General features: G+C 68.0%; 18 protein-coding genes and 1 tRNA gene. 3 read left to right on the top strand and 16 right to left on the bottom strand.

Annotated elements, in window-relative coordinates:
* Nucleotides 1–131: 131 nt before the first annotated feature.
* Nucleotides 132–202 (bottom strand) — tRNA-Cys (locus tag ACIA76_RS10025).
* A gap of 102 nt (nucleotides 203–304) precedes the next feature.
* On the opposite strand from ACIA76_RS10025, the gene ACIA76_RS10020 reads away from it, so the two are divergent.
* Entirely contained in the window at nucleotides 305–835 is a 531-nt protein-coding gene (locus ACIA76_RS10020) for a MarR family winged helix-turn-helix transcriptional regulator (RefSeq protein WP_397150589.1), read from the top strand.
* Nucleotides 836–919: 84 nt separating this feature from the next.
* The gene (locus ACIA76_RS10015) at nucleotides 920–1,990 is read left to right on the top strand and encodes a hypothetical protein (RefSeq protein WP_397150587.1); all 1,071 of its coding nucleotides are present in this window, start codon (nucleotides 920–922) and stop codon (nucleotides 1,988–1,990) included.
* Nucleotides 1,991–2,035: 45 nt separating this feature from the next.
* Here the strand turns inward: ACIA76_RS10015 and ACIA76_RS10010 are convergent, their stop codons facing one another.
* The 10 genes from ACIA76_RS10010 to ACIA76_RS09965 form a co-directional block, all read right to left on the bottom strand.
* Nucleotides 2,036–2,542, bottom strand: coding sequence for a DUF3558 family protein (locus tag ACIA76_RS10010; protein WP_397150585.1), 507 nt, complete (start codon nucleotides 2,540–2,542; stop codon nucleotides 2,036–2,038).
* Between the two features lie 29 nt (nucleotides 2,543–2,571).
* On the bottom strand, nucleotides 2,572–3,348 hold the full coding sequence (locus tag ACIA76_RS10005; protein WP_397150583.1) for an enoyl-CoA hydratase: 777 nt from the start codon (nucleotides 3,346–3,348) through the stop codon (nucleotides 2,572–2,574).
* Complete coding sequence (gene mmsB, locus ACIA76_RS10000; protein ID WP_397150727.1) at nucleotides 3,345–4,346, bottom strand: 3-hydroxyisobutyrate dehydrogenase; 1,002 nt, start codon at nucleotides 4,344–4,346, stop codon at nucleotides 3,345–3,347. The genes ACIA76_RS10005 and mmsB overlap by 4 nt, the downstream gene beginning before the upstream one ends.
* A complete protein-coding gene (locus tag ACIA76_RS09995) occupies nucleotides 4,235–5,302 on the bottom strand; it encodes an enoyl-CoA hydratase/isomerase family protein (protein ID WP_397150581.1) in 1,068 nt (355 codons plus the stop codon). Before ACIA76_RS09995 ends, mmsB begins: the two co-directional genes overlap by 112 nt.
* Entirely contained in the window at nucleotides 5,299–6,438 is a 1,140-nt protein-coding gene (locus tag ACIA76_RS09990) for an acyl-CoA dehydrogenase family protein (RefSeq protein WP_397150579.1), read from the bottom strand. Before ACIA76_RS09990 ends, ACIA76_RS09995 begins: the two co-directional genes overlap by 4 nt.
* 3 nt (nucleotides 6,439–6,441) lie before the next feature.
* The gene (locus ACIA76_RS09985) at nucleotides 6,442–7,941 is read right to left on the bottom strand and encodes a CoA-acylating methylmalonate-semialdehyde dehydrogenase (RefSeq protein WP_397150577.1); all 1,500 of its coding nucleotides are present in this window, start codon (nucleotides 7,939–7,941) and stop codon (nucleotides 6,442–6,444) included.
* 130 nt (nucleotides 7,942–8,071) lie between these two features.
* On the bottom strand, nucleotides 8,072–8,974 hold the full coding sequence (locus ACIA76_RS09980) for a hypothetical protein (protein ID WP_397150575.1): 903 nt from the start codon (nucleotides 8,972–8,974) through the stop codon (nucleotides 8,072–8,074).
* A gap of 23 nt (nucleotides 8,975–8,997) precedes the next feature.
* Nucleotides 8,998–9,819 carry a hypothetical protein gene (locus ACIA76_RS09975; protein ID WP_397150573.1) on the bottom strand — a complete coding sequence of 274 codons (822 nt, stop codon included), beginning with the start codon at nucleotides 9,817–9,819 and terminating at the stop codon, nucleotides 8,998–9,000.
* Nucleotides 9,816–10,817, bottom strand: coding sequence for a hypothetical protein (locus ACIA76_RS09970; RefSeq protein ID WP_397150571.1), 1,002 nt, complete (start codon nucleotides 10,815–10,817; stop codon nucleotides 9,816–9,818). Before ACIA76_RS09970 ends, ACIA76_RS09975 begins: the two co-directional genes overlap by 4 nt.
* The gene (locus tag ACIA76_RS09965; RefSeq protein WP_397150569.1) at nucleotides 10,817–11,815 is read right to left on the bottom strand and encodes a hypothetical protein; all 999 of its coding nucleotides are present in this window, start codon (nucleotides 11,813–11,815) and stop codon (nucleotides 10,817–10,819) included. Before ACIA76_RS09965 ends, ACIA76_RS09970 begins: the two co-directional genes overlap by 1 nt.
* A 304-nt stretch (nucleotides 11,816–12,119) precedes the next feature.
* Here ACIA76_RS09965 and icmF point away from each other — a divergent pair, with 304 nt between their 5' ends.
* Nucleotides 12,120–15,338 (top strand): fused isobutyryl-CoA mutase/GTPase IcmF, encoded by a 3,219-nt coding sequence (gene icmF / locus ACIA76_RS09960; RefSeq protein WP_397150567.1) that lies wholly within the window; start codon nucleotides 12,120–12,122, stop codon nucleotides 15,336–15,338.
* 14 nt (nucleotides 15,339–15,352) lie between these two features.
* Here the strand turns inward: icmF and ACIA76_RS09955 are convergent, their stop codons facing one another.
* The 5 genes from ACIA76_RS09955 to ACIA76_RS09935 form a co-directional block, all read right to left on the bottom strand.
* Nucleotides 15,353–15,787, bottom strand: a complete 435-nt coding sequence (locus tag ACIA76_RS09955) for a TA system VapC family ribonuclease toxin (protein ID WP_397150565.1) — start codon at nucleotides 15,785–15,787, stop codon at nucleotides 15,353–15,355.
* A gap of 9 nt (nucleotides 15,788–15,796) precedes the next feature.
* Nucleotides 15,797–16,030, bottom strand: a complete 234-nt coding sequence (locus tag ACIA76_RS09950) for an antitoxin (protein WP_397150563.1) — start codon at nucleotides 16,028–16,030, stop codon at nucleotides 15,797–15,799.
* Nucleotides 16,031–16,093: 63 nt separating this feature from the next.
* Nucleotides 16,094–16,867: a helical backbone metal receptor gene (locus tag ACIA76_RS09945; protein ID WP_397150561.1), complete on the bottom strand. Its 774-nt coding sequence runs from the start codon at nucleotides 16,865–16,867 to the stop codon at nucleotides 16,094–16,096.
* Nucleotides 16,868–16,888: 21 nt separating this feature from the next.
* Nucleotides 16,889–18,340 (bottom strand): sodium:solute symporter, encoded by a 1,452-nt coding sequence (locus ACIA76_RS09940; protein WP_397150559.1) that lies wholly within the window; start codon nucleotides 18,338–18,340, stop codon nucleotides 16,889–16,891.
* On the bottom strand, nucleotides 18,337–18,555 hold the full coding sequence (locus ACIA76_RS09935) for a hypothetical protein (RefSeq protein WP_397150557.1): 219 nt from the start codon (nucleotides 18,553–18,555) through the stop codon (nucleotides 18,337–18,339). Before ACIA76_RS09935 ends, ACIA76_RS09940 begins: the two co-directional genes overlap by 4 nt.
* Between the last annotated feature and the right edge of the window lie 52 nt (nucleotides 18,556–18,607).

Below are 18,607 nucleotides of genomic sequence, written 5' to 3'. Positions count from 1 at the left end.
ACTGGTGGGCGGCGCGGGGGTCTGTGGGGGGCCGGCTGACCAGGCGACGAAGGAGCAAGCAGCGGTACCCGAACGACGAGCCTCAGAGCGCCGCAAACCCGCGCCGACGAAGTCGGCGCCAATAAACACAGAGCGAGCGGCGGGATTCGAACCCGCGTAGACGGTTTTGCAGACCGCTCCCTAGCCTCTCGGGCACGCCCGCTTGCGATACCAATGCTGCCGGATGTGGAACTCGAGACCGAGAGTTGCTCTCACCATGATCGCAAACCCGCGACGCCGGAGGCGGCGCCATTAAACTCAGCCTATGCCACGTCCCCTTCCCCTGGATCCCATCGAGGAGGCCCACCGGCAGTGGACCGCGCACGGATGGGGTGATGTCGCCGATGGGATGGCGGCGGTGACCTCGCTGGTGCGGGCGCAGCAGATCGTGATGGCGCGGGTGGACGAGGCGCTGCGGCCATCCGGATTGACCTTTTCCCGATACGAACTGCTGGCGCTGTTGAACTTCAGCAAGACCGGGGCACTGCCGATGGCGATGGCCAGCGCTCGCCTGCAGGTACATCCGACCAGCGTGACCAATACCGTCGACCGCCTCGAATCGGCGCGGCTGGTCAAGCGCGTTCCACATCCTAGCGATCGACGAGCAACCTTGATCGAGATCACCGATGCCGGGCGGGAATTGGTGGCGCGGACCACGGCCGCCCTCAACGACAAGGTCTTCGCCCGACCGGGCCTGCCGCCGGACCGGCTGCAGCTGTTGCTGCGGCTGCTGGCCGAGTTCCGCCGGGCGGCCGGCGACTTCGACACGGGCGACACGCCGACGCGCTGGGTCTGACACGATAACCATTCAGCATCCGGCCAGCGACATTACCGTTCCGTCGTCTTCCCATCGGGGCACAAAAGGTTCACCATGGAGGCCATGGTGCTGGTCCTGGGGGTGTCGGCGGGCGCTGGTGGCGCACGCGCGATGCTCACGCATTCCGACCAGCCGCATCTGCCGCCCATCGACCGTTGCACGGTGCCCCGGCGGGCGGGTGGCGGCGTGGAGGAGCCTGTGTTCCAGGCGATCAACCTCATGCACGAGGCCGCGACCCAGCGCGATGAATTCATCACCGGCATCGCCGTCACCTGCCGCTGCCCGCACCACGCCGACGCGATCCGGGCCGCCGCGGGCCGCAGCCGCCTGACGATCGTCGACGAACCGGTCGCCCAGCTGCGCTATCTGCGCTTCAGCGGCCAGCTGCCGAACGAGGGTGCGGTGATTCTCTACGACCTGGGCGCCTCCGGTTTGACCATCACCGAGGCCGACTGCCGCACCGACGCGATCCTCGCCACCCGCCACAGCACCGTACTGGGCGGCGACGGTCACGACGCGCTGCTGCGCTGGCGGCTCGCGCACGGCGGGGTGAATATCGACAAGCCGACCAGTCGCGCCTACAAGGAGGCCCTCACCGCCGCGCCGGTGCTGACGGCCGGGGATCCGCTGACCGGTCTGCGAATGGTGTTGACGCGCAGCGATTTCAACGATCTGGTCGCCGCCGGGGTCCATCATTCGGTGTCGTATGTGCGCCAGATGATGGAGGAGGCCAAGGTGACACCGCAGGCGCTGGCGCCGCTGGGCGGCTGCGCCCGCAATCCGGGCATCCGCGAATCGCTGGCCCAGCTGCTCGATCTGCCCCAGATCTACGATCCGGAACCGGAATTCGTCTCGGCGCGCGGCGCGGTGCTCATGGCGACGCAGCTGCCCTCGGCCCGGCGGGTGCGCGGCGTGCGATTCTCGACGATGCCCGCCCTGCGGTCGGCCGGTGCGCCGGCGGTGTCCAGGCGCAAGCTGGTGGCCGCCCTCGCGGTGACCGTGACGCTGGGCGCGACGGTGGCAGGACTGCTGGTGGCGAGCAGGGACACTCCGCAGCCGACCACCCATGGCGGCACCCCGGCGTCACCGGTGGAGGTCGCGGGCACGCCCGGGGAACAACTGCCGCATAAGTGAGTCAGCCGCCGAAGGCGGTGTGCCGGACGAGCATCCGCATCGACCTCACCCGGCCTTCTGCAACGTCACGGTCGCCAACTGCCGCACCGCCGAACAGGCCTGTGCCCCAACGGCTTGCGCGGTATCGATCTTCCAGTCGATGAAATCGCCCGCCCCGGAGCTCACCGCGACCTCACAGGACCGGTCCGCGGGCCACATCTTGCCGGGATGATCGGCCAGCCGCACCGCGCTGACCCGATCCCCCGCGCCGATCGGTGTCCGCGTATCGATCGGGCTGCCGCGAAACCATTCGAACGTGACCGCACTCCCGTCGCCCGCCTCCCAGCGGCAACGCAGCGGATTCCGCGTGATCTGCCGAAGATCGCCCAGACCGGTGGCGGCCGCGATATCGGCATCGAGCACGGCCCCGCACTCCCCGATCGGCAACGCCTCACCCGGAGCCTGCGGTGCGGTCGACGCCACGGGCACGGGCGGCTTCGGATCGGAAGTGCCGCAGCCCGCGACCGCGGCGGCGGCCAGGGCCGCGACCACGATCGCGAGACGTTTCGGCACGCCACCGAGGCTACCGGGGCATACGCGAATCAGCGATGGATGAACGTCGCCGGGCGCTTCTCGACGAAGGCGGTCATGCCTTCCTTCTGATCCTCGGTCGCGAACAGGGAGTGGAAGACCCGCCGCTCGAAACGCAGCCCCTCGGACAGGGTGGTCTCGTAGGCGCGGTCGACGGCCTCCTTGGCGATCATGACCGACGGCAGGGACATGTTCGCGATGGTTTCGGCGGCCTCGAGGGCGGTCGCCACCAGCTCCGCGGCGGGCACGATGCGCGACACCAGGCCCGCGCGCTCGGCCTCCTCGGCGCCCATATTGCGGCCGGTGAGAATCAGATCCATGGCCTTGGCCTTGCCGACCGCGCGGGTGAGCCGCTGGGAGCCGCCCATGCCGGGAATGACGCCGAGCTTGATCTCGGGCTGGCCGAACTTCGCCGTATCGGCCGCGATCAGCAGATCGCACATCATCGCCAGCTCACACCCGCCGCCCAGCGCATATCCCGCGACGGCCGCGATGATCGGCTTGCGGAAGGCGGCCAGCCGGTCCCAGCCCGAGAAGTGATCGGCCAGGAACATGTCCATATAGGACTTGGACTGCATCTCCTTGATATCGGCGCCGGCCGCGAAGGCCTTCTCCGATCCGGTCAGCACGACCGCGCCGACGCCCTCGTCGGCCTCGAGCTCGTCGAGCGCCGCGGTGATATCGGCGAGCACCTGCGAGTTGAGCGCATTGAGCGCCTTCGGCCGGTTCAGCGTGATCAGGGCCACCCGCCCCTTGCGCTCCAGCAGAATGGTCTCGAAATCGGTCACTGTCCCTCTCCCGATCGGTGGCGGATATCGGTGACGATAGCGGAGAAGTCCCGCCCGGCATCGGTCTGGTTGAAGCGGTCGTAGATCGCGGCCGCGAGCAGGCCGATCTGTCCGTCGACCTCGTTGTCGCGCAAGGCGTTGGCGGCCAGGCCGAGATCCTTGTTCATCAGGGCGGTGGCGAAGCCGGGCCGATAATCGTTGTTGGCGGGGCTGGCCGGGACCGGGCCCGGCACCGGACAGTAGCTGGTCAGCGACCAGCATTGGCCCGAGGCGGTGGAGACCACGTCGAAGAACTTCTCGTGGGTCAGGCCCAGCTTCTCGCCCAGCACGATCGCCTCGGACAGGCCGATCATCGAGATGCCCAGCATCATGTTGTTGCAGATCTTCGCGGCCTGGCCGACACCGGCGTCACCGCAGTGCACGACCTTGCCGCCCATCACCTCGAGCAGCGGCAGCGCGGCGGCGAAATCCGGTGCCGCACCGCCGACCATGAAGGTCAGCGTGCCCGCCGCGGCGCCCGCGACACCACCGGAGACCGGCGCGTCCAAGGCCTGATGTCCCGCGGCCACAGCGAGTTTCGCGGCCTGCTTGGCATCGGCGACGTCGATGGTGGAGCAGTCGATGAACAGGGTTCCGGGCTTGGCGACGTCGAGGACCTCGCGATAGACGTCGAGCACGATCCGGCCATTGGGCAGCATGGTGATCACGACGTCCGCCTCCGCGGCGGCCGCCGCAGCCGTATCGAGAACCGTCGCGCCGTCGCCGCGCGCCTGTTCCTGCGCGGCGGGCACCGGATCGAATGCGAGCACCTCGTAGCCCGCCTGCACCAGATTGGCGGCCATGGGGCCGCCCATATGACCGAGTCCGAGGAAGCCGACCTTGGTACTCATGCGGACCGCCTTTCCGGGGCAACGAGATTCAGTTCGTCCTCGCCGAGTTCGGCGAAGTAGGCGTCGACCTGCGCGGCCGACACCTCGGGGAGGGTAGCGGGCCGCCAGCGCGGATCGCGGTCCTTGTCGACCACCTGCGCGCGAATGCCCTCCACCAGATCGTGGCTGGACAGCGCGGCCACCGACACCCGATATTCCTCGTTCAGCGCCGCCTCCAGGCTGTCCAGCGCGCGGGCGTTGCGCAGCTCCCGCAGCGTGACCTTCAGCGCGACAGGCGATTTCGTCAGAATCTCCGCGGCCGCCTTGTGCGTCTCCGCCAATTCGTGCGCCTGCAGCCGGGCCACGATCTCCTCCACGCTGTCGGCGCTGTAGCAGGCGTCGATCCAATCCCTGTGTGCGGCAAGCTCGGAGGCGGGCGCGGGCTGGGCGAACTTGGCGATGGCGACCTCCGGATCGGCGTTGTGCAACGCCTCCAGCAGAGCCGGAATGTGTTCGGAGGGAACGTAGTAGTCGGCGAATCCGGCGGCGATCGCATCCCCGGCGCCCATGCGCGCGGTGGTGAGCGCGACGTGTGTGCCGAGTTCGCCCGGTGTGCGCGCGAGCAGATAGGTGCCGCCCACGTCGGGTATGAAGCCGATGCCGGTCTCGGGCATGCCGATCTTGGAGCGCTCGGTGACGATGCGGTGGCTGCCGTGTCCGGAGAGGCCGACCCCGCCGCCCATCACGATGCCGTCCATCACCACGAGATACGGCTTGGGATAGCGGGAGATGTAGGCATTGAGCAGGTACTCGTCGCGCCAGAACCGGCCCGACGGCGAATCCGCGCCGCCCGCACTGTCTTTCGCATCGTGATAGATGGCTACGATATCGCCGCCCGCGCACAGGCCGCGCTCGCCCGCGCCGGTGAGCACGATCGCACGCACCTCGTCATCGGACTCCCACTGCCGCAGCGCGGCCGTAATGACCAGTGTCATCGGATGATTCAGCGCGTTGATGGCCTTGGGCCGGTTGAGCGTGATCAGCCCCAGCCCATCGCGCTTATCGATGAGGACTTCGTCGCTCATGCCGCTCCTATCACCGAACGGGCGACGACCACCCGCATGATCTCGTTGGTGCCCTCGAGGATCTGGTGCACGCGCAGATCCCGGACGATCTTCTCCACCCCGTATTCGGCCAGATAGCCGTAGCCGCCGTGCAATTGCAGGGCCTTGTTGGCGACCTCGAAGCCGGCGTCGGTGCCGAAACGCTTGGCCATGGCACACAGTTCGACCTTGTCGTCGGCGTCGGCGTCCAGCGCCGCGGCGGCGCGCCACAGCAGCGTCCGGGCGGCCTCCAGCGAGGTGCGCATATCGGCCAGTTCGAATTGCAGCGCCGGATTGTCCAGCAGCCGTGCGCCGAATGCCTTGCGCTGGGCCAGATATGCGACGGTCTTGTCCAGGGCGGCCTGTCCGCCGCCCAGCGAGCACGCGGCGATATTGAGCCGCCCGCCGTTCAGGCCGTTCATGGCGGTGCGAAAGCCGTTGCCCTCCACGCCGAGCCGGTTCGCCGCAGGCACCCGGACCTCGTCGAGAATCACCTGCCGGGTGGGCTGGGCGTGCCAGCCCATCTTCTTCTCGTTGGCGCCGAGGGAGATTCCCGGGGTGTCGGCCGCGACGATGAACGCGGAGATGCCGCGCGCACCGGTATCGCCGGTGCGGGCCATCACCACGTACACATCGGTGCTGCCCGCGCCGGAGATGAATTGCTTGACGCCGGTGAGCAGATAGTCGTCCCCGTCGCGAACGGCCTTCGTGCTCAGGGCCGCCGCATCCGATCCGACGCCCGGCTCGGTCAGCGCGTAGCTGCCCAGCTGATCCATCGACGTCAGGCCCGGCAGCCACCGATTCCGCTGGGCGGCATCGCCGTAGCTGTCGATCATCCACGCCACCATGTTGTGGATGGAGATATAGGCGGCGATGGCCGGACAGCCGGTCGCGAGCTGTTCGAAGATGCGCACGGCATCCAATCGCCGCAGCCCCGATCCGCCGACATCCTCGCCGATGTAGATGCCGCCCATGCCGAGCGAACCGGCCTTGCGGATCACATCGACCGGAAAGTGTTTCTGCTCATCCCATTCCAGCGCGTTCGGGGCGAGCAGATCGTCGGCGAAGGCGCGGGCGGTCTCGGTGATCGCCTTCTCGTCGTCGTCGAGTACGAACATCGGTCAGTCCATCGTCGGGATGACGAAGGCATTGGATTCCTCGAGCCCCTTGGGCCAACGCTGCGTCACCGTCTTGGTCTTGGTGTAGAAGCGGATCGAATCCGGGCCGTGCTGATTGAGATCGCCGAAGCCGGAACGCTTCCAGCCGCCGAAGGTGTGATAGGCGATCGGCACCGGAATCGGCACGTTGATGCCGACCATGCCGACCTGCACCCGGGCCGCGAAGTCACGGGCGGTATCGCCGTCGCGGGTGAAAATCGCTACGCCATTGCCGAATTCGTGTTCGTTGGGCAGCTTCAGCGCCTCTTCGTAATCCTTGGCGCGCACGATGCACAACACCGGGCCGAAGATCTCCTCCCGGTAGATCCGCATCTCGGGGGTGACCCGGTCGAACAGCGTCGCGCCGACGAAGAATCCATCCTCGGCGCCCTCGACCTTCAGGCCGCGACCGTCGATCACCAGCTCCGCGCCCTCGTCCGCGCCGGTCTGGATGTAGTTGTTCACCCGGTCCACGCCGTCCAGGCCGACCAGCGGGCCGAAGTCGGCGCCCGGATCGTCGGAGCGGCCGACGTTGAGCTTGCGCACCCGCTCGATGAGCTTGGCGCGCAGGCGATCCGCGGTCTCCTCGCCGACCGGGACCGCGACCGAGATCGCCATGCAGCGCTCCCCGGCCGAGCCGTACCCCGCGCCGATCAGCTGATCGGCCACATCGTCGAGATCGGCATCCGGCATCACGATGGCGTGGTTCTTGGCGCCGCCGAAGCATTGCGCGCGCTTGCCGTGCGCGGTCGCGGTCTCGTAGATGTACTGGGCGATGGGGGTGGAACCCACGAATCCGATCGCCTTGACGCGCTCGTCGCGCAGCAGCGTGTCCACGGCCACCTTATCGCCGTTCACCACGTTGAACACGCCGGCGGGCAGTCCGGCCTCGAGGAACAGCTCGGCCAGCCGCAGTGGCACCGAGGGGTCGCGCTCGGAGGGCTTGAGCACGAACGCGTTTCCGCACGCCAGCGCCGGACCCGCCTTCCACAGCGGGATCATGGCCGGGAAGTTGAACGGGGTGATGCCCGCGACCACACCCAGCGGCTGCCGCATGGAGTAGACGTCGATGCCGGTGCCCGCACTCTCGGTGTACTCACCCTTGAGCAGATGCGGGATGCCGGTGGCGAATTCGATCACCTCGAGCCCGCGCTGGATATCGCCCTTGGCATCGGCGACGGTCTTGCCGTGCTCCGAGGACAGCAGCGCCGCAAGGGAATCCATCTCGTCCTGCACCAGGGTCAGGAACTTCATGAGTACCCGCGCCCGGCGCTGCGGATTCCAGGCGGCCCAACCCACCTGAGCCTGTGCCGCATTCGCGATCACGGCCTCGACCTCGGCGGCGCTCGCCAGCGGGACGCGCGCCTGCACCCGGCCGCTGCTCGGGTCGAAGACATCGCCGTAAGCGCCCGATGTTCCGGAGACGTGCTGTCCGCCGATGAAATGTGTCAGTTCACGAACCATGCCAGTGCTGTCCTCGTGTCGACGGTGCGGCGTATCGAAACGCCCGAATTACGGTCATCCTATAGTTGGATGTCCAAGTAATCCAGGCATTGCTCGCGATGGGCGTTACGCCACTACCCGTCGACCGGGATCAGGACTCGGGGCGCAATTCGACGACCGTGCCCGGATGAGCGAGGGAGGCGACCCGGACCGGACCGCCCTTCGCCTGATCGATGAGCTGACCCTGCCACGCCACCAGGCAGGAGGCGGCCTCACTGTTGTAGGCACGGTCCAGGATCGGGGCGAGCTGTCTGGCCAGCTCGCCCTCGGCGGCGATCAGCTGACCGCGATACGGACCGTAGTAGGGCAGAATCGCCTGCAGAACAATGGTTTCCACGCCCTGGACCTGGGTGATGATCGGGTCGATGGCGGGCTGGTACTTCGTGATGACCGGGGCGACCTCGGCCAGGACCGGCCCGGCCAGCCGCAGGATCGGCTGATAGACCGAGCCGAGGGCGAAGGCCTCCGAGGAGAAGGGTCCGGCCAGCGGGGCCAGGCCGATGAGCGAGGCGAGGCCGCCCTGCTGCTTGGGTGCGGGCCAGCCGATCGGGCAGGCGGGCTGGGTGTTCGCCGTGGGCGCGGTGAACGGGCTGTTGGCCAGCGGGACGGAGTCCTGGGCGCTCGGAGATTGGGTGCCCAGCGGGGTCGAACCGGCCGGGGCGGACTGGTTCAGGGGGACCGAGGCGCCGAGCGCGCCGGGGTTGATCGCCACCGAGACCGCCGGGCCGCCCGTGCCGAGCGGGACCGCGGCGGCGGGACGGGCCCCGGCCGGCGCGGGGGCCGCGGGCGGTGCGGCCGGAGCCGCGGGGGCGGGCGCGGCCGGGGTCGGCGCTGCCGCCGCGGTCGGCACCTCCTCGGTCACCACGACCGAGGTCACCTGATCGTTCTGTCGCACGGTCAGGGCCGTCACCGCGACGGCGCTTCCGACGACGGTCACTGCGGCGACCACCCTGATGGCGCTGGCCAGGCCCGGCCTGGTGCTGCGAGTCGACATCGCGCGTTACTCCTTAGAATGGTCTACTTCGGTGCTGTCACAGGTGAATTGGGGGTGGCGTCCGCGGGCTCGAAGACACCCTCGAGATGCCAGACGCCGGTGAAACCGTTGAACGGACCGCCGACGATCAGGCTGGTCCACTGCAGCGTGAACTTCCGGGTGACGGAGTCATAGCTGCCGGTGGCCGAGGGGCCCTGGGCCGCATCGGATTTCGGTTGATCGAACCACTTCTGCGCCACCCAGTCCCAGACCCGCTGCACCTGTTCGGCGCCGGCGACCTGCGGGCCGTCCTTCTCCGGCGGCTTGGGTGCGCCCTGATTGAACTCCTGGTCGTTCCACGACGCGGCCCAGGCGGACAGATCGGCGGTGAGCTTGCCACCGATATTCACCACCGTCGGCGCGGGCACCTTGCGCCCGGTCTGCGGATCGACCGGATTGGTGGAGATCCCGAATTCCACGGCGAAGAACTTGGTCGGCTTGGTGATCGAGGCGGCCAGCGAATTGCCCTGGGCGAAGCCGGGATTCGGCTCGCTCTGGAAACCGCCGGTCCGCAGCCCACCGGCCGTGCCGGGGTCGAGCAGGGTGGTCGCGCCGCCCTGCGCGGGGGAATCGCCGTTGGGCATATACGGCCCCTTATCGGGTGTGCCGCCCGGCTGGACCATGCGGAACCAGGTGCCCGATACGTCGTTGCCGCGCGCGGAACCCGGTGTGAACCGGAACAATCCGACCAACGGCTGCGCGACGGCCGGGGCCGGGGAGCCGGTGTCCGAGGACGAACATCCGGCCAGCGCCAGCACCGCGCCCGCGAGGGTGACCGCGATCCGAGTTCGAAGCGTCCTCGTCATTGCCGGTCCTTTCTCGGCTCGCGCAGCCCGGCCGCCGCGGCTGCCACGACGATCACCCCGGGGACCAGGTAGAACCAGCCGAGTCCGCGAAATGCGGTGAACCCCAGCGGTTTCGTCGAATCGTCCAGTGCGACGACCGCGTCGAAGTTGTCGATGTTGTCGTTCATGGTTCCGATCAGCGCGGCGAAGCGGGAGGTCATCGGCTGCCACCGCGACTCCAGAGCCGCGACGCCGGACAGGTCGGCGTCGGGATGCGCCGCCCGGATCGCGGCGGTGTAGCGGCTGTTCAGCTCGCCGTCGGCGGCGACGAGGGTGACGAAGTAGCCCTGCATCGTGCGCACCTCGTCCCGAGTGAGGATCGGCCGGAACCCATCGATGAGCGGGCGCCCGGCCGGGGCGGCCGAAAACAGCCCGCCCACAAGCGATATCGCGATCAGTCCGACTGCGGCCAGCCCCGCGATCGATCGCCACACCACGCCGCGCCCACCGGCACTCGCCCGCCGGAATCCGAAAACCCCCGCGCCGGTGAGGATCACACCGGCCAGCGCGAGAAACCAGGGCAGCGCCCCGATCGGCGGCAGATCGGCCAGCCGCTGATAGTTGCCGCGCTGGGAGTCGATCGCGTCGAGCATCGTGGAGATATCGGACCGAATACCGGGATAGTCGCGCACGAAGGTGTCCACGCGGTCGTATCGGCCCTGTTCGAGTCCCTGCGCCCGCAGGGTCAGCACATTCGTGCGCGCCCCGTCGAGGACGCGCAGATCACCGCGATAACCCTCGATGCTCGACGAGGTCACATACGGTGCGAAGGCCTCGATCATGGCCTCGCCCTTGATCGCTCGCGGGAACATGCCGGTGACGATCGGCGCGAGTATCAGCGCGACACCCACCGCGACGAGCACGGCGAACGGCCAGCGCGGCCGCGCCGGAGGGGCGGTCTCGACGGTGGAGACGAACTCCGAATACGCCGGGAGGCCCGGCAGACGATCGGTCACCATCAGGTTCGCTTCCGACCGGCTATGGCGTCGGCCTTGAAGAACACCGCGGCGGCCGCCAGCGCGAGCAGCACCAGCGCGGGCACGAGCCAGACGGGGGTATGCCGTTGGCGCGGCACATCGATTGTCCGCGTCGCCAGCACCGGTGCGCCGTGCGAGATCTGCTGCGCCTGGGCGACCGGGGCGCCGGCCGTGCCCGGCTGTACCGGGGCGGGACCGGCCGGTGCCGGATTCACCTCGGGCGCGGCGGGATTCGCGATCGGCGCGGCCGGATGCGCGGGCGCTCCGCCGTTCGGTGCGACCGGAGCCGCCGCGGGCGCCCGCCCGCCGCCGCGATACTGCCCGGCCAGATGCCACAGTCCGGTGAAGTTGTTGAACGGGCCGCCCACGATCTGACTGGTCCACTCGAGTACGAAATTGCCCGCGCCGTCGATACTTCCGCGCACCGGACTGGTCTTGCCGGGTAGCCCGCCGCCCGGTTTGGGCGCGCCCTGATTGAACACCTGGTTGTTCCAGGTGACCCCGAGGCTGCTCAGATCGCCGGACAGCTGCCCGCCGTCGGACAGGATCTGCGGCTGGCCGGTGCCCTGCCCGGTCTGCGGATCGGTGGGGTTGGTCGCGGTGGCGAAGTCCACGCCGTAGAAACGCACCGGCGTGGTGACCCGCCCGGACTGCGCATTGCCCGCACCGTCGAAGGCCGCCGCGGGCTGCGGCTGATAGCTGCCGCTCAGCAGGCCGCCGTCGCTGCCCGCCGACAGCGGGGTCACGGTCTGATCGCTGCAGCGCGAATCGCTGTTCTGCAGATACGGCCCGCCCGCATCGCCGGTCGGCAGGATCATCCGGAAGAAGCTCCCGGTGACCGAACCGTCCGCGCACACCCCGGGCGACAGCGCGAACAGGCCGTCCAGCGGCGCCGGATCGGCCTGCGCGATCGGTGCGGCAAGCGCCGAGACGCCGATCGCGGCGGCCGCGATGGCGAGCCGAGCAATGGTTCGTCTCATGGGTCGTCCTCGATTCGTGCTCGATTCATGCAGATAGGGTCGGTTTTCGCCGAACCCATCGATCGCAACCCCGAGGCGGGCAGAAGTCGCGGGTTGTGGTCACGCTGAGCGGAATTACCGGCCCCGCGAATGTTCGAAGGCGCGTTTCGGACGCGGGCCGCGAACCGGCACGGGCACAGCCCATTCCACCTACCGGACCCCGCCGGCATCGCATCGGAGATCAACTGGAATTGTGATCAGACTCACTCTAGAATTACTTTGACGTCCTAGTATCGGGCGCCTGAGGACTCGCCGGAGGACCACTATGACCGACCGTGCCACCCTGCATACGCCCGTACATCCCGTCCGCTTCGTGACCTCGGCGGCCCTGTTCGACGGGCACGACGCGGCGATCAACATCATGCGGCGGATCCTGCAGTCCCAAGGCGCCGAGGTGATCCATCTCGGCCATAACCGGGCGGTGCGCGAGGTCGTCGACGCGGTGCTGACCGAGGACGTCCAGGGCGTGGCGGTGAGCTCGTATCAGGGCGGGCATGTCGAGTACTTCGAATACCTGGCCGCGGCGTTGCGCGAGGCCGGGGCGGGACAGGTGCGGATCTTCGGCGGCGGCGGTGGGGTCATCGTGGCCGAGGAGATCGCGCGACTGGCCGCGGCGGGGGTGACCATCTTCTCCCCCGAGGACGGCCAGCGACTCGGGCTGCCCGGCATGATCAATACCCTGATCCGGGACTGCGATGTGGATCTCTCACGCGAGCCCGCGCCGGTGGAGGCGGTGCTGGCCGGCGAGCGAAAGGCATTGGCGCGCACCATCACCTGCCTGCAGCAGGAGAGGCTGCCCGCGGCGGATCTGGCGGCGCTGACCGCCGCGGCGGCCGCGCGGGCGGTGCCCGTCCTGGGGATCACCGGCACCGGTGGCTCCGGAAAGTCCTCGCTCACCGACGAACTCGTGCGGCGGCTGCGCTCGGATCAGCAGGACAAGCTGCGGGTGGCCGTCCTCGCGGTCGACCCGACCCGCCGGCGCGGCGGCGGTGCGCTGCTGGGCGACCGGATCCGGATGAATTCCCTCGACGCCGACCACATCTTCTTCCGCTCGCTGGCCACCCGGGGCGCGCACGAGCTACCGACGAATATCGACACGATGATCCTGGCCTGTCAGGCGGCCGGATACGACCTGGTGATCCTGGAGACGCCCGGCATCGGCCAGGGCGATGCGGCGATCATCGATCACGTCGACGTGTCGATGTATGTCATGACGCCGGAATTCGGCGCCGCCTCCCAGCTCGAGAAGATCGATATGCTGGATTACGCGGATATGGTGGCGATCAACAAGTTCGAGCGCCGCGGGGCCGCCGACGCGCTGCGCGATGTATCGCGACAGCTGGTGCGCAACCGCGAGGCGTTCGGATCCGCACCCGAGGATATGCCCGTATTCGGCACCAGCGCGGCGACATTCAACGACGACGGTGTGACCGCGCTGTATCAGCACCTGTCCGGAATGCTCGCCGAGCGCGGCCTGCCGCTGCAGCCCGGGGCGCTGCCGCGGGTGGATACGAAGGTGTCCACGCGCTTCGCCCAGCTCATTCCGACCGCGCGGATGCGATATCTGGCCGAGACGGCCGATACGGTGCGCGCCTATCACGCCGAGACCGCCCGGCAAGTGCTTGCGGCACAGCGTGTTCAGCGATTCGAGCAGGTGCTGGCCGAACTGCCCGAGGATGCGGCCGTCGCCGAACTGCTCGAGCGCGCACGCGAGGAACTGACGGCCGACAGCGCGCGGCTGCTGTCGGATTGGCCGTCGGTCGCCGAGACCTATCGCGGCGAGGAGCAGGTGGTGCGGGTGCGCGATCGCGAGATACGCACCGCGCTGCGGCGAACCTCGTTGTCGGGCAGCTCGATTCCCCGGGTAGCGCTGCCGCGCTATACCGATCACGGTGAGCTGCTGAGGTTTCTGCGCGCGGAGAATCTGCCGGGCCGATTCCCGTTCACCGCGGGGGTATTTCCGTTCAAGCGTGAGAACGAGGATCCGGCGCGGATGTTCGCCGGGGAGGGTGATCCGTTCCGGACCAATCGACGGTTCAAGGTGCTCTCCGAACATGCCGAGGCAAAACGCCTGTCCACGGCGTTCGATTCGGTCACCCTCTACGGACACGATCCGGCCGAGCGGCCCGATATCTACGGAAAGGTCGGCACCTCGGGGGTTTCCATCGCCACCCTCGACGATATGAAGGCGCTCTACGACGGCTTCGACCTCACCGCGCCCACCACCTCGGTATCGATGACCATCAACGGCCCGGCGCCGACGATTCTGGCGTACTTCCTCAACACCGCCATCGACCAGGCGCTGCAACGGTTCCGCGAGGACGAGGGGCGCGAGCCGAGCGCCGAGGAATCCGCGCGGATCCGGGCGCAGACGCTGGCCACCGTGCGCGGCACCGTGCAGGCCGACATCCTCAAGGAGGATCAGGGCCAGAACACCTGCATCTTCTCCACCGAATTCAGCCTGCGCATGATGGCCGATATCCAGGAATGGTTCGTGCGCAACGGGGTTCGCAACTTCTACTCCGTATCGATCTCCGGCTATCACATCGCCGAGGCCGGGGCGAATCCGATCAGCCAGCTGGCGTTCACGCTGGCCAACGGATTCACCTATGTGGAGGCGTATCTCGCGCGCGGTATGGATATCGACGACTTCGCGCCGAATCTGTCGTTCTTCTTCTCCAACGGGATGGATCCGGAGTACTCGGTCATCGGCCGGGTCGCGCGGCGCATCTGGGCGGTGGCGATGCGCGACCGGTACGGCGCGGGCGAACGCTCCCAGAAGCTCAAGTACCACGTCCAGACCTCAGGCCGCTCGCTGCACGCACAGGAGATGAGCTTCAACGACATTCGCACCACACTGCAGGCCCTGATCGCGATCTACGACAACTGCAACAGCCTGCACACCAACGCCTACGACGAGGCCGTCACCACGCCCTCCGAGGATTCGGTGCGCCGCGCCCTGGCCATCCAGTTGATCATCAACAAGGAATGGGGCCTGGCGATGAACGAGAATCCGCTCCAGGGCAGCTACATCATCGACGAACTCACCAATCTCGTCGAAGAGGCGGTGCTGATCGAATTCGAGCGCATCTCCGAACGCGGCGGCGTGCTCGGCGCGATGGAAACCGGCTACCAGCGCGGCCGCATCCAGGACGAATCCATGCGGTACGAACAGCGCAAACACGATGGCTCACTGCCCATCATCGGCGTCAACACCTTCCGCAATTCGCACGGCGAACCCCACCACACACTCGAACTGGCCCGAGCCACCGAACAAGAGAAGCAATCCCAACTCCACCGCACCCACGAATTCCGCACCCACCACCGCGACGAGGCGCACGCCGCCCTCACCCGCCTGGAATCCGCCGCCCGCACCGACGACAACGTCTTCGAAATCCTCATGGACGCCGCCCGAGTCTGCACCCTGCAACAGATCACCGACACGTTCTTCACCGTGGGGGGTCAGTACCGCCGCAACGTGTGAGTCGGGACGGGATCTCAGGATCCGGCGATCGGATCCCACACCCGGCTGAAGCCGAAACCCTTGAAGTCCTTGATGTTTCGGGTGGCCAACTCGTCGATGCCATGATGGCGCAGGGTGAGGGCCAGCCGCGCATCGAACAGTCGCCAGCGGGCCACCCCGGGCTTCGCCGCGATCTTCCAGACCTCGTTCATGACCGGGGCGTTCTCGATCAGCGCCCAGCGGCGGTTCCGGCGGAACACCGCGCAGACCTCGGCGGCGTCCGGACCGCCCAAAGGCCGACTCACCACAGCCGGATTGCGGAGTAGCTGATAGAGCTCGAGGAGAACCAGTTCGCAGATGGCCACGTCATCTCTGGTTCCGCATTCGCTCAGAAACGCGACCGCCGTCTCATGTTCGGCACAATCCTGATTCTGGGCGTACAGCAGAACATTCGTGTCGATGGACAGCACCCGGCCGCCTCAGGCCTCGTGTGCGAGTTCGCGCCATGCCTCTTCCGGCGCTCGAAACGCCCCGAGCCGCCGCGGTTTCGGCGGCTGCCACACATCCGTCCCGGCGTCACGGGCGGGATAGATCCGCACCATATGCTCCAGTCCGCGACGAACGACCTCCGCCAGGGTCATCTCGTGCTCCTCCGCAATCCGCTTGGCGTCCCGGTACAGCTCGTCAGGCAATTGAACCTGAGTACGGATCATACATCAAATTTACATCTACATCATTTTTGAATCAAGCGACCATGAGGCATTCGACACCGGGGCTCAGGGGACGAAGGCGCGGGCGAGCCGATCGGTCAGGGTCGCTCGGGCGGTGATCAGGGACGGGCCGTACCAGGTGAGGTCGCGGCCCGATACCAGGGCCACCGCGATACCGTCGAAGGCGTCGGGTCCGTCGTCGGCGGTGAAGACATAGGGCTCGTCCGGCAGCACCGCCAGCTCCACCCCGCGCCGCAGCTCGGCCTCCGACACCGTCGGATACCGCTCGGTGCGATCGGCGTGGACGAGCCGTAAACCCAAGCGAGCGGCCAGATCCGCGGTGAAGGTGTCATGGCCGACGACCATCCACGGCCGACGCCAGATCGGAATCACGGCCGCGCGCACCGGTTCCGGGAGCGACGGCGCCCAGATCCGTTGCGCCTCGGTCAACCACGCGGGCGTACCGAGTCCGAGCGCGACCCCGAACAGCCGCGCCAGCGAGTCGAATGCCTCGTCGAGGGTGCGGATCCTGGTGACCCACACCGGAATTCCCGCCGACCGCAGCCGATCGACGTCTATCCGCCGATTCTCCTCCTGATTGCACACCACCAGATCCGGGGCCAATTCCACGATGCGCCGGATATCCGGATTCTTCGTCCCCCGCACCCGCTCGACCGCCAGACCGGCCGGATGCGTGCACCATTCGGTGGCGGCGATCAACAGCTCGGGACGGGTGACCGCGACCGCCTCGGTCAGGGACGGGACGAGCGATACGACCCGGGCGACCGGCCGGACCAGCGCCACGGCGGCACCGAGATCGTCGATCACCTCAATGGGCATGGGTTCACGATAGAGCCCGCCTCACGCCACCGGCGACACCTCGAGCTCGTCGTCCGGTGCTGAACTGCGCGCTCGCCCGGACATTCGCACCGCCGCCTCGACCAGAACCGCCACCACGATGTTGACGCCGAGCGCGGGAATGCCCGCGTTCACATCCGCCGGGAAGAAAGTCCAGAACGTCGCCCCGACGGTGACGACCTCACCGATGACGATCCCGCAGATCACCGCCGACCTTCCCAGCACCGGACGCTCGGGAAGCCCCGCCACCAGACCAGGAGTGAACTGGATCAGGCCGCTGAAGGTGAGCAACAGCAGATTGGCCAGGGCATTCGGTCGAGCCAGCTCCAATACCAACGCCACCGCCAGAATGAGCACGACCACACTGTGATTGGCGAGGAGCTGGGTGCGCGGACTACCGACGCGAATCACGTTGCGGACCACCATCGACGACATCGCCAGCACCATCACCGAGGCGGGCACCATCGCCGCCGCGGCACCCGCCACCGCGATCAGGCCCAGCAGCCACGCCGGCAGGGCCTCCCTGGCCAGCGTCAACAGCGCGCCGTTGGCCGACGCGCCCTTGGGCAGCGCCAGGATCGCGACGAATCCGATCGATATCGGCAACACCAGGGCGATTTGGTAGAGCGGAAGCATCATCCAGTTGCGACGCAGGCTCCGCACGCCGCGTGCCGACAGCAGCGTGGGCCAGAGGGTGGGAACGGTGAAGAAGGCGAGGCCGATGAAACTCGTCAGCATGCTGGTGAGCCACCACACCTGATCGTTGGGACCCGCGTGCAGCGTCAGCGCCGCCGGATGCAACCGCGCGACCTCGTGAAAGGCCCGCCCGATCCCGCCGGTGAAATGCAGCGGCACCGCGACAGCGACGATCGCGACCGCGGCGAGCATGAGCGCATCCTTCAGATACGAGGTGGCGGCGGTGCCGCGCAGACCCGCCCAGAGCACGAAGGCGGCCGTCAGCACGGTTCCGACGATCATGGCCCAGGTGCCCGAACCACTGTCGTGGGTGATCAGGCCGATGATCAACCCGAGCCCGGTGATCTGCAGCTGCAGATACGGCAGCATGAAGATCACCGAGGTCACCGCGACCAGCACGCCCAGTGCCCTGCTGCGGTATCGCTCCTCGTAGAAGTCGGCCTGCGTCAGATAGTTGTGCCGACGGCCCAGCCGCCACAGCCGCGGCCCGACGAAGTACCAGACCAGACATGCCAGCGGCAGGTACGGCAGCGCGTAGGTGGCGGCGACGCCGCCGGTGAACGCCAGGCCCGAGACGCCGAGAAAGGTGAAGGTCGTGTAGGTCTCGCCCGCCTGCAGGAACCACATCGTGACCGCGCCGAAACGCCTTCCCGCCACGGACCATTCGGCAAGATCGACAGCGGGCGTGCGGCTGGCGAACACGCCGATCACCGCGATGACGACCATGCCGACGAGGGCGACGACCGAGACGATATTCACTCCCCCGCCTCCTCGTCCGGGCCGCCGGAGCGTGCCCATTCGACGGCCGCGAGGACCGGCACGATCGCGAGCACCCAGAGCGTCGTCCAGACCAGCATCGCGGGCAGCCCGAACCAGAGCCGGGTCGTGTTGACGAACGGCAGCCAGGGCGTGGCCACCAGCGCCGCGGTCGGCAGCAACGGCAACAGTAGGAGTAAGTCCCGCCTACCGAGCATCGACGTCCTCCTGGCGTCCATAGCGCCCACCTCCCGAGGTCCCGCGAAACTT

The organism is Nocardia sp. NPDC051570 (assembly GCF_044454005.1).
Lineage (GTDB): Bacteria > Actinomycetota > Actinomycetes > Mycobacteriales > Mycobacteriaceae > Nocardia.
This window is presented reverse-complemented; position numbering and strand designations above follow the sequence as displayed.

Excerpts from the sequence above, each read along its gene's own strand:
- ACIA76_RS10020 (WP_397150589.1), top strand. The coding sequence starts at position 305 with ATGCCACGTCCCCTTCCCCTGGATCCCATCGAGGAGGCCCACCGGCAG.
- ACIA76_RS10015 (WP_397150587.1), top strand. The coding sequence starts at position 920 with ATGGTGCTGGTCCTGGGGGTGTCGGCGGGCGCTGGTGGCGCACGCGCG.
- ACIA76_RS09995 (WP_397150581.1), bottom strand. The coding sequence starts at position 5,302 with ATGAGCGACGAAGTCCTCATCGATAAGCGCGATGGGCTGGGGCTGATC.
- ACIA76_RS09990 (WP_397150579.1), bottom strand. The coding sequence starts at position 6,438 with ATGTTCGTACTCGACGACGACGAGAAGGCGATCACCGAGACCGCCCGC.
- ACIA76_RS09985 (WP_397150577.1), bottom strand. The coding sequence starts at position 7,941 with ATGGTTCGTGAACTGACACATTTCATCGGCGGACAGCACGTCTCCGGA.
- ACIA76_RS09980 (WP_397150575.1), bottom strand. The coding sequence starts at position 8,974 with ATGTCGACTCGCAGCACCAGGCCGGGCCTGGCCAGCGCCATCAGGGTG.
- ACIA76_RS09975 (WP_397150573.1), bottom strand. The coding sequence starts at position 9,819 with ATGACGAGGACGCTTCGAACTCGGATCGCGGTCACCCTCGCGGGCGCG.
- ACIA76_RS09970 (WP_397150571.1), bottom strand. The coding sequence starts at position 10,817 with ATGGTGACCGATCGTCTGCCGGGCCTCCCGGCGTATTCGGAGTTCGTC.
- ACIA76_RS09965 (WP_397150569.1), bottom strand. The coding sequence starts at position 11,815 with ATGAGACGAACCATTGCTCGGCTCGCCATCGCGGCCGCCGCGATCGGC.
- icmF (WP_397150567.1), top strand. The coding sequence starts at position 12,120 with ATGACCGACCGTGCCACCCTGCATACGCCCGTACATCCCGTCCGCTTC.
- ACIA76_RS09950 (WP_397150563.1), bottom strand. The coding sequence starts at position 16,030 with ATGATCCGTACTCAGGTTCAATTGCCTGACGAGCTGTACCGGGACGCC.
- ACIA76_RS09945 (WP_397150561.1), bottom strand. The coding sequence starts at position 16,867 with ATGCCCATTGAGGTGATCGACGATCTCGGTGCCGCCGTGGCGCTGGTC.
- ACIA76_RS09935 (WP_397150557.1), bottom strand. The coding sequence starts at position 18,555 with ATGCTCGGTAGGCGGGACTTACTCCTACTGTTGCCGTTGCTGCCGACC.